Origin of the sequence: Pseudomonas sp. CFBP 13710 (assembly GCF_014842235.1) — a bacterium.
Taxonomy (GTDB): Bacteria; Pseudomonadota; Gammaproteobacteria; order Pseudomonadales; family Pseudomonadaceae; genus Aquipseudomonas; species Aquipseudomonas baltica.
The window spans coordinates 185,397-201,197 of record NZ_JACYVJ010000005.1 but is presented as its reverse complement, the minus strand read 5'-3'; the positions used below and the strand labels follow the sequence as shown (position 1 = coordinate 201,197).

At 62.6% G+C, this 15,801-nt stretch carries 19 protein-coding genes; 6 read left to right on the top strand and 13 right to left on the bottom strand.

The genetic code is table 11. The features are described 5' to 3' along the window. Position 1: 1 nt before the first annotated feature. The 10 genes from flgH to IFT44_RS13905 form a co-directional block, all read right to left on the bottom strand. The gene (flgH, locus tag IFT44_RS13950; RefSeq protein WP_043186005.1) at positions 2-697 is read right to left on the bottom strand and encodes a flagellar basal body L-ring protein FlgH; all 696 of its coding nucleotides are present in this window, start codon (positions 695-697) and stop codon (positions 2-4) included. 70 nt (positions 698-767) lie between these two features. After that, entirely contained in the window at positions 768-1,553 is a 786-nt protein-coding gene (gene flgG, locus IFT44_RS13945; RefSeq protein ID WP_043186004.1) for a flagellar basal-body rod protein FlgG, read from the bottom strand. A gap of 49 nt (positions 1,554-1,602) precedes the next feature. Next, positions 1,603-2,340, bottom strand: a complete 738-nt coding sequence (locus IFT44_RS13940; RefSeq protein ID WP_122475939.1) for a flagellar basal body rod protein FlgF — start codon at positions 2,338-2,340, stop codon at positions 1,603-1,605. Between the two features lie 233 nt (positions 2,341-2,573). Beyond that, a complete protein-coding gene (locus IFT44_RS13935; protein ID WP_122475940.1) occupies positions 2,574-2,759 on the bottom strand; it encodes a hypothetical protein in 186 nt (61 codons plus the stop codon). Between the two features lie 13 nt (positions 2,760-2,772). Continuing rightward, the gene (flgE, locus tag IFT44_RS13930; RefSeq protein WP_192137936.1) at positions 2,773-4,083 is read right to left on the bottom strand and encodes a flagellar hook protein FlgE; all 1,311 of its coding nucleotides are present in this window, start codon (positions 4,081-4,083) and stop codon (positions 2,773-2,775) included. A gap of 28 nt (positions 4,084-4,111) precedes the next feature. Then, entirely contained in the window at positions 4,112-4,813 is a 702-nt protein-coding gene (flgD, locus tag IFT44_RS13925; protein ID WP_122475944.1) for a flagellar hook assembly protein FlgD, read from the bottom strand. A gap of 15 nt (positions 4,814-4,828) precedes the next feature. Then, the gene (flgC, locus tag IFT44_RS13920) at positions 4,829-5,272 is read right to left on the bottom strand and encodes a flagellar basal body rod protein FlgC (protein WP_122713719.1); all 444 of its coding nucleotides are present in this window, start codon (positions 5,270-5,272) and stop codon (positions 4,829-4,831) included. A gap of 3 nt (positions 5,273-5,275) precedes the next feature. Beyond that, positions 5,276-5,683 carry a flagellar basal body rod protein FlgB gene (gene flgB, locus IFT44_RS13915; protein WP_122475947.1) on the bottom strand — a complete coding sequence of 136 codons (408 nt, stop codon included), beginning with the start codon at positions 5,681-5,683 and terminating at the stop codon, positions 5,276-5,278. A 235-nt stretch (positions 5,684-5,918) separates the two neighbouring features. Beyond that, positions 5,919-6,746 (bottom strand): protein-glutamate O-methyltransferase CheR, encoded by an 828-nt coding sequence (cheR, locus tag IFT44_RS13910; protein ID WP_192176070.1) that lies wholly within the window; start codon positions 6,744-6,746, stop codon positions 5,919-5,921. 48 nt (positions 6,747-6,794) lie between these two features. After that, positions 6,795-7,721: a chemotaxis protein CheV gene (locus IFT44_RS13905; protein ID WP_122475949.1), complete on the bottom strand. Its 927-nt coding sequence runs from the start codon at positions 7,719-7,721 to the stop codon at positions 6,795-6,797. A gap of 58 nt (positions 7,722-7,779) precedes the next feature. Between IFT44_RS13905 and flgA the strand changes: the two genes are divergently transcribed. From flgA to IFT44_RS13885, 4 genes are all read left to right on the top strand, one after another. After that, positions 7,780-8,532 carry a flagellar basal body P-ring formation chaperone FlgA gene (flgA, locus tag IFT44_RS13900; protein WP_122475951.1) on the top strand — a complete coding sequence of 251 codons (753 nt, stop codon included), beginning with the start codon at positions 7,780-7,782 and terminating at the stop codon, positions 8,530-8,532. 149 nt (positions 8,533-8,681) lie between these two features. Next, the gene (gene flgM, locus IFT44_RS13895) at positions 8,682-8,987 is read left to right on the top strand and encodes a flagellar biosynthesis anti-sigma factor FlgM (RefSeq protein ID WP_122713722.1); all 306 of its coding nucleotides are present in this window, start codon (positions 8,682-8,684) and stop codon (positions 8,985-8,987) included. 49 nt (positions 8,988-9,036) lie between these two features. Further along, entirely contained in the window at positions 9,037-9,504 is a 468-nt protein-coding gene (locus tag IFT44_RS13890) for a flagella synthesis protein FlgN (RefSeq protein WP_122475954.1), read from the top strand. A gap of 29 nt (positions 9,505-9,533) precedes the next feature. Beyond that, the gene (locus IFT44_RS13885) at positions 9,534-10,280 is read left to right on the top strand and encodes a flagellar brake protein (RefSeq protein ID WP_192176069.1); all 747 of its coding nucleotides are present in this window, start codon (positions 9,534-9,536) and stop codon (positions 10,278-10,280) included. 36 nt (positions 10,281-10,316) lie between these two features. Here IFT44_RS13885 and IFT44_RS13880 read toward each other — a convergent pair whose 3' ends face one another. Together IFT44_RS13880 and IFT44_RS13875 are read right to left on the bottom strand one after the other, a co-directional pair. Then, the gene (locus IFT44_RS13880; protein ID WP_192176068.1) at positions 10,317-11,609 is read right to left on the bottom strand and encodes an MFS transporter; all 1,293 of its coding nucleotides are present in this window, start codon (positions 11,607-11,609) and stop codon (positions 10,317-10,319) included. Positions 11,610-11,724: 115 nt separating this feature from the next. Next, complete coding sequence (locus IFT44_RS13875) at positions 11,725-12,966, bottom strand: glutamine synthetase family protein (protein WP_192176108.1); 1,242 nt, start codon at positions 12,964-12,966, stop codon at positions 11,725-11,727. A 309-nt stretch (positions 12,967-13,275) separates the two neighbouring features. Here IFT44_RS13875 and IFT44_RS13870 point away from each other — a divergent pair, with 309 nt between their 5' ends. Together IFT44_RS13870 and IFT44_RS13865 are read left to right on the top strand one after the other, a co-directional pair. Continuing rightward, positions 13,276-14,001, top strand: coding sequence for a helix-turn-helix domain-containing protein (locus IFT44_RS13870; protein WP_163007416.1), 726 nt, complete (start codon positions 13,276-13,278; stop codon positions 13,999-14,001). A gap of 108 nt (positions 14,002-14,109) precedes the next feature. Further along, positions 14,110-14,550: a winged helix-turn-helix domain-containing protein gene (locus IFT44_RS13865; protein ID WP_185794495.1), complete on the top strand. Its 441-nt coding sequence runs from the start codon at positions 14,110-14,112 to the stop codon at positions 14,548-14,550. On the opposite strand, the gene IFT44_RS13860 is transcribed toward IFT44_RS13865, so the two are convergent. Then, a complete protein-coding gene (locus IFT44_RS13860) occupies positions 14,547-15,797 on the bottom strand; it encodes an HlyD family type I secretion periplasmic adaptor subunit (protein ID WP_122713729.1) in 1,251 nt (416 codons plus the stop codon). The two genes, IFT44_RS13865 and IFT44_RS13860, sit on opposite strands and share 4 nt — an antisense overlap. Between the last annotated feature and the right edge of the window lie 4 nt (positions 15,798-15,801).

Below are 15,801 nucleotides of genomic sequence, written 5' to 3'. Positions count from 1 at the left end.
CTCAGAAAGGAAACAGTGGACTGGCAAAGAACCGGTCGAACCAACCCGGCTGACTGGCCTCGGCAAACGAACCGGTGCCCGAATAGGTGATGCGCGCATCGGCTACCCGCGTCGAGGACACGGTGTTGTCGGTGGCGATGTCATCGGCGCGGACCAGACCGGAAATGCGCACCAGCTCTTCGCCGGTGTTGAGCGTCATCCACTTCTCGCCGCGAACCGAGATGATGCCGTTGGGCAGCACGTCGGCCACCGTGACCGTGACCGAACCGGTCAGGCTGTTGTTCTGCGCTGCCGCCGCGGTGCCGTTGGTGGCGCGAGTGCCGCTGTAGCCTGCATTGAGGCTCAGGTCGCCACTGCCCAGCGGGTTGTTGGTGTTCACACCCGCTCCGAACAGCGAGGTCAGGCCCAGGCTGTTGTTGCTGTCCTTGCCGACCTTGGAGTTGGCGCTCTTGCTGGCACTGGTCCGCTCGTTGAGGGTGATGGTGATGATATCGCCCACGCGGAACGCCTTGCGGTCGCTGTACAGGTTCTGCTCGAAGCCGGCCTGGTAGATCGAGCCGTTGTTGGCGGCGGCAGGCATCGGAGTGCGCGGCAGCACCGGGGCGTAGTACGGGTCGTTGGGCTTGGCCGGCGGCGCGACGCAACCGGTCAGCAAGGCCATTCCACTCAGGGCAAGAACAATCGAGACACGACGCATGACACAGACCTCACGGTGTAGCCGGCGCACGTGGCGCCCAGGTAGCTTGGGGATTACGGATGGACCCGAATTACAGGTTCTGGGTCAGGTTCTGCAGCATCTGGTCGGCAGTGGAGATGACCTTGGAGTTCATCTCGTAGGCACGCTGGGTGGTGATCATGTTGACCAACTCTTCCACAGTGCTCACGTTGGAGTTTTCCAGAGTGTTCTGCAGTACCGTACCGGCGCCGTTCAGGCCGGGCGTTGCCACCTGCGGCGCGCCGCTGGAGGCGGTTTCCAGGAACAGGTTGCCACCGATGGCCTGCAGGCCGGCCGGGTTGATGAAGTCGGCGGTCTGCAGGTTGCCGATCACCTGCGAAGCGGCGTTGCCGGCGGTAGTGATGGACACGGTGCCGTCGGTGCCTACGGTGAAAGTCTGCGCTTCGTTGGGAACGACGATCGCAGGTTCCAGCGCCAGGCCCTGGGCGGTGACGATCTGGCCGTCGGAGTTCAGGTGGAAGGTACCGTCACGCGTGTAGGAAACGGTGCCGTCAGGCTGCATCACCTGAAAGAAGCCGCGACCGTTGATGGCCATGTCGAGCGGCTGGTCGGTGGTCTGCAGGCTGCCGGCGGTGAAGTTCTTCTGGGTGCCGACAATGCGCACACCGGTACCGACCTGCAGGCCCGACGGCAGTTCGCTGTCCTGGGTCGACTGGGCACCGGGCTGACGTTTGATCTGGTAGAGCAGGTCCTGGAATTCGGCGCGATCGCGCTTGAAACCCGTGGTCGACACGTTCGCCAGGTTGTTGGAAATCGTGGTCAGGTTGGTGTCCTGAGCCTGGAGGCCGGTCTTGCTGACCCATAGTGCTGGAAGCATGTGTCTTCTCCTGGAGCGCCTGGTTTACGGCGCGATCGCTACGCTGGAATTAGATTTGCAAGACCCGGGCCATGGCCTCGTCGCCTTCTTTGGCGGTGCTCATCATCTTGATGTGCAGTTCGAACTGCTTGGAGAGCGCCAGCACGGAGGTCATTTCCTCGACCGCATTGACGTTGCTCGCTTCCAGGAAGCCGGACTCGACGCGGACCGCAGCGTCGGCAGGTGCCGGTTGGCCGCTGGAGGTGTGGATCAGACCGTCCAGGCCCTTGGTCAGGGTTTTCACGTCCGGATTGACCAGCTTGATGCGGTCGACCTGGGCCATGACGTTGGGGGCCTGCCCCAGACCACGAATACTGATGGTGCCGTCCATGCCGATTTCGATTTTCTCGTCGGGCGGCACGGCGATCGGGCCGCCGTTGCCCATGACCGGCAAACCATTGCCGGCGCGCAGCACACCGAGCGCGTCGACGTTCATGCTGGCGGTGCGGACGTAGGCTTCGCCGCCGTCGGGTGTCTGTACGGCGATGAAGCCGTTGCCACCTACCGCGACGTCCAGATCCCGGCCGGTTTCCTGCAGCGCGCCGCCACTGAAATCGGTGGCCGGACGCTCGGTCAGGGCATAGGCCCGCGAAGGAAAGGTGTCGCCGAACACCGGCATGGAACGCGCCTGTTCGAGGTCACGCTTGAAGCCGGTGGTGGAAATGTTGGCCAGGTTGTTGGCATGCGCCTTCTGCGCCAGCGCGTTCTGGCTGGCACCGGTCATTGCCACATAGAGCATCTTGTCCACAGTTGTCTCCCTCGACGGGCGAATGCCGTCTACTGCTGTACTGAGAGAGGTAGAGCAATATGCGGGCCAACTTTGCCAATACGGCTACAGCCCCTCTAGGACGGGGGTTGCAGCGGTGCGGCCGAAGCGGACTGAAAGCTTGACGCCGAAAAGTCGGCGCCGGATTGCCGCTAGCGGCAACGGGAGAATGGATTTACGTCGCGACATCAGGGCGAGGCTCGACGGCGCCGTGTTCAACGACGGCAGCCGGCGTTGCTGAACGGCCCGGCGAAGCGACGGTAATGCGGGCCAGGGTCGACCTGACTGCACAGGTAGCGGCCGCTCGCCAGGCTCTGGTAGGTGTACCAGGGCGCGGGCGCCGCCACGGCCATCGCGCAGGTTGCGGCGATGGCCAGGGCTGCACACAGACACCGGATCACTGCCCTGCCCTCATCAGGTCATCTGGATGATGGTCTGCATCACGGTGCTTTCGGTGGAAATGGTCTTGGCGTTCGCCTGGTAGTTGCTTTGCGCCTTGATCAGGTTCACCAGCTCGGCCGTCAGGTCGACGTTGGAGTCTTCCAGCGCCTGGGACTGCAGGTTGCCCATGACACCGGTATCGGGCGTACCGATCACGGCGGTACCGGAAGCGAACGACTCCTTCCAGTTGGTGCCGCCATTGGGCGCCAGGCCTTGCATGTTGGCGAAGCTGGCCATGGCCACCTGACCGATGACCTTGTTCTGGCCGTTGGTGAAGTTGGCGAACATGTTGCCCGTGCCGTCCACCGACAGACCGGTCAGCTCACCCGTGGCGTAGCCGTCCTGGGTCTTGGCCGAGGTGGCCGATGCCGAGTTGTATTGCGTGGTCGCCAGCATGTCCAACGCCACGCCACCGGCATTGGCCGTCGCGCCGTTGGGTGTCCAGGTTCCATCGGCGCCACGGGTGGAAGGCACCCAGCCGGCGAGGTTGAAGCTCTTGTCGGCGTTGATGCCCAGGCCACCAGGCACGTTACCCTGAGCGGGCACGATGAGGCTGCCGTCGGACTTGAAGCTCAAGGTATTGACCAACGGCGTGGTGGCCGTCGGATCGGACGGATTGCGACCGTCGATGGTGGTGTGCATGGTCCAGCTGTTGGCCGTGGCATCCTTGACGAAGTACTGGTTCATCTGGTGGGCGTTGCCCAGGCTGTCGTACACATCGGTGTTGAAGGTGTAGTTGTAGCTTTTGACGTTGCCCGGGTCGAACGGGGTAATGGTCGCCTGCGGCGCGCTGGAGTTGAGATTGACCGTTTCGGCGATTTTCGAGGTCGCCTTGGGCTGCAGGTTCGCGGAGTCGATTTTCAGGTTGGTCAAGACGCCCGTCTGCACTACGCCGTCCTGGGCGTTGTAGCCCTGCAGGTTGTTGCCGCTCACGTCGACGACGTTGCCGTCCTTGTCGCTGTAGAAGGCACCGGCACGGGTGTAGAGCTTCTGGCCACCATCGTTGAGCACGAAGAAGCCGTTGCCGTTGATCGCCAGGTCGAGGCTCTGCCCGGTCGAGGCGATGTTGCCCTGGGTGAACTGCTGCGACACGGCAGCGGTGGTCACACCGCTGCCCACGCTGGTCTTGCCGGCCGTGGCGCGAATGGACGCGGCGTACTGGTCGGCGAATTCCGCGCGCGAGGATTTGAAGCCGGTGGTCGCGACGTTGGCAATGTTGTTGCCGGTGACGTTGAGCGCCTTGTTAGCTGCCGAAAGACCGCTGAGGCCGATATTGAAAGTCATGCTGTACTCCTGCGCCGGACGAAGCGGCTCAAATTCCGATGGTTTGGACTTTCGACAGCGCAACGCTACCCAGTCCAGCGAGGTTGAGGGTCAATTCACCGCCGTTGGTGCCCATGGTGACGCTGTTCACCGTGGCTGGAAGGTAGGTGCTCATGGCCGTGGCGGTACCGTCGACGGTGGCTGCAGCCTTGAAGGTGTAGGTGCCGGCAGCGGCAACCGCGCCGTTGCTGTCCTTGCCATCCCAGGTGAAGGCGGCGTTGCCGGCGGACTGGCTACCCAGATCGATATTGCGCACCAGGTCACCTTTGGCGTCGTAGACGCCGACCGTGGTGTTGCTGCTCGACGAGGTCAGCGCCACCGAGCCGGTGAGGCCCTTGGTGGGGTCGACCACGGCGGTATCGGTCTGGGCGATGACCGAGCGGCCGACCAGCGACGAGGCCTGCAGCGCCTGGGACGATTGGTAGTTGTTGACGATGGTGCCCACCGACGCATTCAGGCTCTGCATGCTTTCCAGGCTGCTGAACTGCGCCAGCTGAGCGACGAACTCGCCATTGTCCTGGGGATCGAGGGGGTTCTGGTTCTGCATCTGGGTCACCAGCAGCTGCAGGAACGCGTCCTTGCCCAACGCACTGCCGGCGGTGCCGGTCGAGCTGTCGGTGCTGCTGGTGGTCTTCTGCAATGAGTCCAGGACCGAGGCGCTCACGCCATTGTTAATGCTGGTAGTCGTCATCTGCGCTCGCCTCTATCACTGACCCAGGGTCAGCACCTTCTGCATCATGGTCTTTGCGGTATTCATCAGTTCGGCGTTGGTCTGGAAGGAACGACTGGCCGAGATCATGTCGGCCATTTCCTCGACCACGTTGACGTTCGGGTAGTAGACGTAGCCATCCTTGTTCGCCGCCGGGTGATTGGGCTCGTAGCGCGCTTCCAGATCGCTCTGGTCCTCGACCACGCCGGTGACCTGCACACCCTGCCCCGCCGAATCCTGGTCCTGGAACAGCGAACCGCTGTCGCCGGCCTGCTGGCCCTGAAGCATGGTGGCGAACACCGGATGCCGTGCGCGGTAGGTCTGGTCGATGCTGGACGACACGGTTTCGGCGTTGGCGATGTTGCTCGCCACGGTGTTCAGGCGCGTGGTCTGCGCACTCATGCCGCTACCGGCAATGTTGAAGACGCTGGCAAGGGACATGGCTTAATCTCCGCGAAGGGCCGATACCAGCCCTTTGAACTTGCTGTTGAGCAGGGTGAAACTGGCCTGGAAGTTGACCGAGTTCTCGGCGTAGTTCGACTGCTCGATCTGCGCATCGACGGTGTTCTGGTCCAGCGAAGGCTGCGTGGAAATGCGGTACTGCAAGGTCTCGTCGCCCGAGCTGAAGCCCTGGGCGGCGATGTGCTTGCTGCTGGTGGTCTGCAGGCCGAAGGCACCTTTGCCGTTCTGCTCGTTCTGCGCTGCCAGCACCGAGGCGAAGTCCAGGTCCCGAGCTTTGTAGTTGGGCGTGTCGGCGTTGGCGATGTTGTTGGCCAGCACTTCGGCGCGCTTGGCGCGAAAGCCCAAGGCCTGCTCGTGAATGCCCAGCGCTTTGTCGAAACTGATGCTCATGTTGGTACCTATGCGGCAGACCAGATGGTTCGTGCAGGATAGATAGCAATCAGTGTGCCAAGTCTCAAAAAGCCCGTCCCATGCGGGTTGCGGGCCTATCAGGCGTTGGGTGATGCCAGAAAAGCGGCAAGAAATTTCCGCTGGAGGGGAAAAGCGGCAACGCTGGCGCCAGAAAAATTGCCGCCCTTGCGCCTTGGTCGCACGCCTGGGTGAAGGAGGCGCGCCAGGCGCAAGATCACTTGGCCTGGTAGATGATGCCGGGGCTGCACTGCACCATCTGATACAGCTCGGGCAAGCCGTTCAAGGCTTCGGACGCACCCAGGAACAGGTAGCCGCCCGGCTTGAGGGTGCCATGAATACGGGTGAGGATGTCTTTCTTGACCTGTGCGGAAAAGTAGATCAGCACGTTGCGGCAGAACACGATGTCGAACTTGCCCAACGCCGCATAGCTGTCGAGCAGGTTGAACGCACGAAACTCGACGCGACTGCGGATGGGCGCCTTGACCGCCCAGCGCCCTGGCGTCTTGGGATCAAAATAGCGCTGCAGCCGCTCCTGGGAGAGGCCGCGGCCGATCGCCAGGCTGTCGTACTCACCACTCTTGCAGTTGGTCAGCATGCTGCCGGACAGGTCGGTGGCAACGATCTGCACGCCCGATTTCAGCTGTCCCAGGTTGCTGCGCTCAAACTCGTCGATGGTCATCGACAGCGAATAGGGTTCCTGGCCGGACGAGCACGCCGCCGACCAGATACGCAGGCGTGCGCCGGGGTTGGCCTTGATGCTTTCGGGCAAAACCTTGTTCTTCATCACTTCGAAGGGATAGGTGTCGCGAAACCACAGGGTTTCGTTGGTGGTCATGGCGTCCACCACCTGCTCGCGCAGACCGCTGCGCGGCTGGGTCTGGATACGCTGCACCAGTTCGCCCAGAGACTTGATGCCCTGCTGCTCCATCAGCTTGTTCAGGCGGCTGGCAACGAGGTACTGCTTGTTCTCGCCCAAGAGAATGCCACAGGCTTTTTCCAGGAAGACCCGGAACTGATCAAAATCCAAATTACCCGTAGACACGGTGCCGCCTCTTGCTGGTTCGGTAGGCCGGGCGCTGGCGCCCGGCATTCATACTGCTGCCTTGATGCGATCGACGACCCGTGCCGCCAGGTCGTCGGGGCGGAACTTGGCAAGGAAATCGTCGGCGCCGACCTTCTTGACCATGGCCTGGTTGAACACCCCTGACAACGACGTATGCAGAATGATGTGCAGCTTCTGCATGCGTGGGTCGCTGCGGATCTCGGCGGTCAGCGTGTAGCCGTCCATCTCCGGCATCTCGATGTCGGAGATCAGCATGAGGAATTCCTCCTCCGGACGCTTGCCCTCGTCGACCATCTTGCGCAGATACTCCAGCGCCTGACGGCCGTCGTTCAAGGCCACCACTTCTACCCCCACGGTCTGCAGGCAACGGGTCACCTGCTTGCGTGCCACCGATGAATCGTCGACGGTCAACACGCGCAGGGAAACGGCCTTGCTGTGCGTCTCCTCGTCGACCACGCCAACCGAGATCGCTTCGGAGGTCGGCGCTACTTCGGCGAGGATTTTCTCGACGTCGATGATCTCCACCAACTGGTTATCCACGCGGGTGACGGCCGTCAGGTAGTGATCGCGGCCGGTACCCCGGGGTGGTGGATGGATCTCTTCCCAGTTCATGTTGACGATGCGTTCCACCGAATGCACCAGAAAGCCCTGAATCTTGGTGTTGTACTCGGTGATGATGACGAAGGTATCGGTCGATGCCACAAGGCCCGCAGCACCCGTGGCCATGTCCAGATCGAGGATCGGGATGGTCGCGCCACGGATGTTGGCCACGCCGCGAACCACCGGGTTGGACTTCGGCAATACCGTCAGTTTGGGGCATTGCAGCACCTCCCTGACCTTGAAGACGTTGATCCCGTAGAGCTGCTTGCCATTGAGGCGAAACAACAACAGCTCCAGGCGATTCTGCCCAACCAGCTGCGTGCGCTGGTTCACCGAATCCATTACACCCGCCATGCCCAAACTCCTCTTGCGACCCGCTCGATATCGGCACGGGCCTTGCTATTAGCACTGCATGAACGCAAAAACGACAGTTTCTCGACACATCGCCGCGTATTTATTCTGGGCCGTTGCCACGGTGGGTGGCGCGGTGCTCGGCAGTGCGGCGCGCGCCGACAATGTCACATTGCCCGAACAGCTTATCGGTGTCACCCAGGGTTTTCTTGAGTTCACTGTTGAAGATTATCTGGCGACCTCGCAAATCCAGGGCCGCTACGAGATCGAAGTGAACAATCTCGACCCGCGTCTGCGCATGCCCGGTTGCGACCGGCAACTGTCGGCCAGCCTGGAAAGCCCGGCGCAGCCCATGGGGCGGGTGACCGTGCGAGTGCGCTGCGAAGGCGCTGCGCCGTGGACGGTATTCGTTCCGGCGCAGGTCCGGCTGTTTCGCGAGGTGGTGACCACCACTCGGCCGTTGAAGCGCGACAGCGTGTTGACGGAGGCCGACGTGGCGTTGCGCGAACGCGACGTTGGCGCCATGGGTCAAGGCTTCCTGGTTTCGATGGACGAGGCCGTGGGCATGAAGCTGATCCGACCGACGGTGATCGACCAGGTGCTGACGCCGGTATTCCTCGAGCAACAGGCGCTGGTGCTCAAGGGTGATCAAGTGGTGATCATTGCCCGCAGCGGCACCCTGGCGGTCCGCATGCCGGGCGAAGCGCTGGCCCAGGGGGGCATGAGCGAGCAGATACGTGTGCGCAACCTGAACTCCAAACGAGTGGTCAAGGCGCGCGTCACCGGGCCTGGGCAAGTGGAAGTGGCAATGTAAAAGCTGGCCGGCGAACTGGAGTTTTCCTACACTAGGGGCCTACACGGGCCCGTAGCCGCGGCATCGGGCATTTGCGAAACAGCGCCTAAAGTTAATCGGGGTTTGGCCGAAAACAAGGCAAGCGTCCAAATACCCAGAGGTTCAGAACAATGGTTATCGACTTCAACCGAGTGGGCAACTCGCCGTCAGTGCAGGGTACCTCGCGTACCAGCGCTGCCAAGGAAGTGGCCGCCGACACGGCCGTGCCAAGCACGCCCGCCGTGAAGAGCGGGGAACCGGTCACCTTGAGCGATCAGGCCCAGCAAATGCAGAAAATCACCGACAAGCTGAGCGATCAGCCCACTGTCAACAGCGCCCGCGTCGCCGAGCTCAAGCAGGCTATCGCCGAGGGCAGCTATAAAGTCGACAGCGAGCGCGTTGCCAGCAAAATGCTCAATTTCGAAGCCCAGCGCTAGCCCAGTCTAGGCGCAGGGGCTTCTGGACGTGTCAACGCCAGGGCTCACCATGCACGATCAAACGCTGTTGCAGCTGATTGAAGAAGACCTCCCGTACGCAGGGCAGCTGCTCGAGCTGCTGCGCGACGAGTCGCTGGCGTTGCAAAGCCGCGACATGGAGCTTCTGGAAACGATTCTGGCGCAGAAGCAGTCGTTGATCGTGTTGCTCGAGCAGAACGGACGCCGACGCAGCCACCTGCTCATGCAGCTCGGCCTGTCCGCCGATCGCGACGGGCTGCAGGCGCTGGCGCGCCAGTCGCACCTGGGCGATGCGTTGCTGGCCCGGGGCGATGCGTTGAGTCAGTTGCTCGCACAGTGCCAGGCCATCAATGCACAGGTGGGCCAAGGCATCGTGCGCCAGCAGGTGGCGACCGCCAACCAGATCCGCATACTTACTGGCGCCGAGCCACCGTCGCTCTACAACAGCCGTGGCTCGACTGCGCGAATGGCCACCTACCGCGCCCTCAGCCAGGCCTGACCTGTGTGTTCCCCGGAGTAGACCAGAACGTGTCAAACGCATCGAACGTGGAAGACGCACCGCAACCGCCCAAGGTGCTTGCCACACCCCTGGAAGTCGCCGCCAACCTGCGCATGCTCCAGGAAAGCCACGACCCCCTGATCATCACTTTTCACGAGCGCACCCTGCGCTGCCAGAGCTTTCTGGTGGAAGTGGACCGGGACAACCTGCGCATAGTCCTTGATGAAATGATTCCCCGCGAAGGCGAGAAATACCTGGAAGCAGGTGAAGGGTTCAAGGTCGAAGGCTTTCATGACGGCGTACGCGTTGCCTGGGAAAGCCATGGCAACTGGACCATCACCCAGAAGCAGGGCAGCCGCTGCTATGTCGGCGCGCTGCCTGGCCAGGTGGTCTACCACCAGCGCCGCAATGCCTTTCGTGCCGCACTCAAGTTGTCGCAACTGGTCGACGTGGAAATCGCTGGCAGTCGGCTGAAGAGCACCCTGGTGGGCAAGCTGCTGGACATCTCGGCCCATGGCTGCAAGCTGCGCTTCGAGGGCGACATCGCCGAGCGGTTGCAACTGGGGCAGATCTACGAGCGCTTCAGCGCCGGCCTTCCCTTCGGCGCCATGAATACGGCGGTCGAGCTGCGCCATCTGCATTTCGAGGAGCGCATCGACACCACTTTCGTGGGCGTGCGCTTCCACAATATCCCGGGGCTGATACAGCGGCAGCTCGAGCGCTTCGTGCATCAGTTGCAACGCGACGCACAGCGCTTCGACCGGGACGATTTCTAAACCCGGGCCGCGCCTCGAGTGCGGCCCGGCGGCACCCTAGCCAGCCTTGACCGGCTCTTCTTCGGCAGGTTCGGTGTTCTGCATCTGTTCCTGCACCATGTGCTCATCCACCCGCGGGTCCAACGCTGCGGCCAACGGCGAGTTGGCGGCCGGCATGGCCACGTGATGCAACGGTGCGTCGTCCACGACGTGCAGGTTGGTCACTGCCTTCGGCCTGATCCGCCATACCAGCACCACGGCGAAAAGGCTGAAAAAGGCATACAGCATCTGGCTGCCGAACTGCTTCATCAGCACCCCTGCCACCAACGGCCCGATACAGGCGCCGACACCGTAGGTCACCAACAGCATGGCGGTCAGCGAAACACGCCGATCGGCCTCCACATGGTCGTTGGAAAACGCCACGGCCAACGGGTACAGCGAGAACTGCAGCAGCGACACCAGGAAGCCGGCGGCGAACAGCACCTCCAGCGGCACGGCCGGAATCAGCGCCAGCGGCAGCGCGGCAATGGCGATACCGACTGCCACGCAGCGGATCAGCAGCGCACGGTCGTAACGGTCCGACAGCCAGCCCAACGGCCACTGCACCAGCAACCCGGCGAAAATGCACGAACCCATGAACAAGCCGACCTGCTCGGTGCTCAAGCCCTGCGCCGAGGCATACAGTGGCGCCAGACCGTAGAACGAGCCGACGATCAGGCCTGAGCCCAGCACGGTGCTCAGTGACTGCGGCACACGACTGATGAAGAAGCGTGGCTCCATGGGCGCCGGGTGCATGGGCGCAGGGTGAATGCGCCGCGTCAGGGCCACCGGCACCAGGCACAGGGCGAAGCACAGCGCGACCAGCATGAGCAGTTCCAGCCCCAGTTGCGGATGCACCACCAAAATCAGCTGGCCCAGGACCAGGCCCAGGTAGGAAGCGATCATGTAGCCGCTGAACACCGCTCCGCGCTGCTTGCTGTCGGCCTGCTCGTTGAGCCAGCTTTCGATCACCATGTACTGGCACATCATGCCCAGACCGACGATGACCCGCAGGAACAGCCAGGCTGGCAGGTAGTTCACCAGGCCATGGCCCAGCACGGCGGCGCCGACGATACCGGCGCAGGTGGCATAGGCACGGATATGGCCCACGCGGGCGATCAACCTGTGGCCGATCTTGCCGCCCAGGGCCAGGCCGAAATAGTTGGCGGCCATCAGCGCACCCACCCACAGGCTGTCGACCTGCTCGGCCGACAGGCGCAGGGCCAGGTAGGTACTCAACAAGCCAGAGCCGATCAGCATCATCAGTGAGGCGAAGTACAGGGCTCGAAAGTTTTTCCAGATTTGGCGCATTGCAGGTCCGCGGTAAAGGGTGTCGGAACGATCGGTTCACAGGCAACGCCCTTTTCCGCCACCTCGGCTGAGCGCGGCGGGGAAAATCGTCACCTGCATACAAGCTGTTGCAGGATCAAGCCTGGGCCGCCAGCACCCGGCGTTCCCAAGGAGTGATTTCGTCGAAGAAACTCGCCAGCTCCAGGGTCTTGGTCGCAATGTAGCCTTCGATGAACACATTGCCGAACAGTTCCCTGGCCAATGGGCTGCGCTTGAGACGCTCCAGGGCCGCATGCAAGGTACATGGCAACGACAATTCTTCGGGCACGGCAAGGTCGCCCTGCATGGGCTGCGAGGGCTCGAGCCGGTGCTCGATGCCGTGCAGGCCGGCGGCGAGGCTGGCGGCGATGGCCAGGTAGGGATTGGCATCGGCGCCGGGCAGACGGTTCTCGACCCTGCGGGCGCAGGCAGGGCTGGCCGGTATGCGCAGCCCGGCGGCGCGGTTGTCATGGGACCAGCAGGCATTGTTGGGCGACGCATAGGGCTGACACAGGCGCTGGTAGGAATTCACGTTGGGCGCCAGCAGCGCCGTGAAATCGGCCATGGCCGCCTGTTGCCCGCCGATGAAATGACGGAAGGTGTCGGTGGGCTGGTCATGGGCATCGTTGAACACGTTGAGGCCACTGTCCAGCGCCACCACGCTCTGATGGATGTGCATCGAGCTGCCAGCCACCCGCGCCAGCGGCTTGGCCATGCACACCACGCTCAGCCCATGCTTGAGCCCGACTTCCTTGAGCAAGTGCTTGAACAGGAAGGTTTGGTCGGCGAGCAGCAGCGGATCACCATGCAGCAGGTTGATCTCGAACTGGCTGACGCCCATTTCGTGCATCACCGTGTCGCGCGGCAGCCCCAGCGCTGCCATGCTGCGATAGACCTCGTTGAAAAACGGCCGCAAGCCATTGTTGGACCCCACGCTGAACGCACTGCTGCCATCCTCGCGTCGGCCATCCAGCCCGATCGGCGCCTGGAACGGCAGTAACGGGTCGGGATTGGCGGCGAAGACGAAGAATTCCAGCTCGGTCGCTACCACCGGGGCCAAGCCCAGGCGCGCATAGCGTGCAACCACTGTCTTGAGCAGACCGCGGGTCGACAGCGGGGATGACCCGCCGGTCAACTCCTCGGCATCGCAGACCACCCAGGCACGGGGCGGCTCGCTCCAGGGCAGGCGCTGCAACCGAGTCAGGTCGGCCACCAGTGCGACGTCGCCGTCGTCGGCGCCGTAGTAGCGGCTGGGCGGATAACCGCCCATGATGCATTGCAGCAGCACGCCGCTGGCCAGTTGCAGACGACGACCCTCCAGGAACCCTTCTGCCGTCATGACCTTGCCTCGCGGTACGCCATTGAGATCAGGTGTGAAGCATTCGATTTCATCGACACCGCTCAAACGCTCGGCGACCGTACGCAGTCCTTCGCTACTCATTTCTCTGCCCTTGACGCTCAATGCCGTACTCGGCGATGTACACAAAATACGCAACGCAGCGGGCGGGTGACAAGCCACCTGCAGGAAGCGTTGCGAACAAGTCGCTTGCCGATAGCGTAGCGCCAGTACACAGTGTAGTGACTTGGATCCAGGCAGCTCGATGCTGCGCCTTGTTCGTCGGCTCGGCGAACAGCAGGAATGATACACATGGATGTTTTGGCTGCACTGTTTCACCCGCTTGAACCGCGTCTTCTCATGCTTTGCAGCGATACCTCACGGAGCGACTCGCTCGAGCGCTGCCTTCACCACCTTTCCCTGCCCGTCGAGGGCCTGCAGCCGGACTTGCAGCCGACATTCGACTACGAAAAGAGCCGGCACAAGGCCATTCTCGTCGAGCCTGCCCGTGGCGAACGACAACAGGGCGTCCGCTGGGTCGACGACATCCGTCGAGGCAACAGCTGGGCGTCGGTGCTGGTCGCCCTGACCGGCGCCGACCCCGCCATTCGCCAAGCCTACCAACACGCAGGGGCCGACCACGTGCTGCGATTGCCGGGCCCGGAGCAGGAGCGCGAAGCATTCTATCTCGCGCTGTTCCAGAACCCCGACTACTGGAATCTGGCCCCACCGGTGCTGGATCCCGTACGTCTGTGCCTGGAAGACGCGACGCGACGCCTGGACCTGACCTTTGTGCAGGTTCAGGTGGTCCTGGCGCTGCTCTACGCCCCTCATCACCAGCTGAGCTTCGACGATCTGGCGCAACTGCTGGGGCTTAATATGCGCACCTACGACGTGCGGGTGGTGGAGAAATTCGTCAGTCGCCTGCGCAGCAGCATTCGCCGAGCCTTCGGCACCCATGTCATCCAGAGCGTACGCGGCACCGGCTACCGCCTGATTCGCGGCTGCATCTCGCCCCCGCCCATCGCCTTTCGCTGAAAAGCGTTTTTCGACTGACCGATGGCCATTGGCGATTTTTTCAAAGCGTACTAGCCTTGAATTGATAGAGAAATTGGATCCAGCACCACGTTTTGAAGGAACGACCCCATGCCTACGGACCTTGGCAACAAATATTCTTCCGTCTATACGCAGCTCTATACGGCCCATCAAACAGCGGATGATGCGCAGCTCGCACACGGCCGCTGGTGGTTCAACGACATCGACCGAACCCTGACCCAGAATGGCATCAGCGTGGCCTTGACGCGCACCGAGTGCTCGCTGCTGAGCCTGCTCGCCTTCAGCAGCGAGCGGGTGGTCAGCAAGGAAGCGCTTATCGCCGGACTGGGCAAGAACCCCAGCCAGTACAACGGTCTGGAAATGTCCCTGAGCCGCCTGCAAAGCAAGTTTGGCCAGTGCAGCGGCGGTGAACGGCTGATCCGCTCGGTACGCAACCGCGGCTATTGCCTGGCCCAGGTGGTGCGTTCGGCGTATTGCCCGAGCTGGAAATCGCCGGGGGGCCAGGCTGCCGAGCCCCCCTGCTCTTCCTAGCGTTCGCGCAGGGCTTCCTTGGCCCTGTTCAGCGGCTTTATCAAATAATCCAGCACTGTCTTGTGGCCTGTGGTGATGTCGACCGTGGCGATCATGCCGGGGACGATGGCAAACTTCTTCCCGGCCTTGTTCTCCAGCGAGTCGGAATCGGTGCGGATGAACACTCGGTAATAGAACACCTCGGGTTTCACTTCATCCTGGATGGTATCGGGCGAGATGGTCACCACCCGGCCGTCGAGCCCGCCGTAGATCGAATAGTCATAGGCGGTGATCTTTACCTTGGCTTGCTGATCGGGATGAATGAAAGCGATATCGCGGGGTGAAATTCTCGCTTCGATCAGCAAGCGCTCGTCCAGCGGCACGATCTGCATCAATTGGCCATTGGGCGGCACCACGCCGCCGATGGTGGTGACTTCGATGTCCTTGACGATGCCACGCACGGGCGAGCGCAGGGTCAGGCGCGACACCGAATCGGAGCGGCCCTTGAGCACCGCGGTCAGGGTTTCCACATCGGCATTGGCCTTGGCCAGCTCCTCGCGGGCCCGCACCATGTAATCGGAACGGGCTTCGGTGAGCTTGAGCTCGAGCTCAGAGCGCTGCCGATTCAGCCGCAGTACTTCCACCCGGCTGGCCGCGCCGGTTCTGGCCAGGTTTTCGGTGATCTGCAATTCGCTGCGCACCAGCCGCAGGGATTCGTTGATGCCGGCCAACGAGTCATCCAGGCCACGCCGGCGAACGTTGTACAGTTCGGTTTCGGCCTTGAGCAGAGCCGGGTAGGCGTCGAGCTCGGCCGGGAATTTCAGGGGCTTGAGGCCCACTTCGGCCTGCAGGCGGGCGACACTGGCCAAGGTCGCGCGGTATTTCGCCGCGCTCTCGCCGAAGTTGGATTCGGTCTTGGTCGGGTCCAGCTGGGCCAGCACCTGACCGCGTTCGACGATCGCCCCTTCGGTCACGTTCATCTCGGCCACGATGCCACCTTCGAGCGACTGGATCAGCTGTTCCCGCGAGCTGGGAATGACTTTGCCGGTGCCGGTGGAGACTTCCACGACCTCGAAGAAGAATGCCCAGACGAAGAACGCCAGCAGCATCGCCACCGCGACCCACACCACGCGGGTCGCGCGCACCACGGTGGAGTCGTCGACACCGTCCTGGTAATACGACTGGCCCGGCGCACCGTCTTCGCTGAGCAGCGGGATGCGCTTGAATTCACCGGAGCCCAGCACCTTGAAAGACTTGCCTGTATCCATTGCC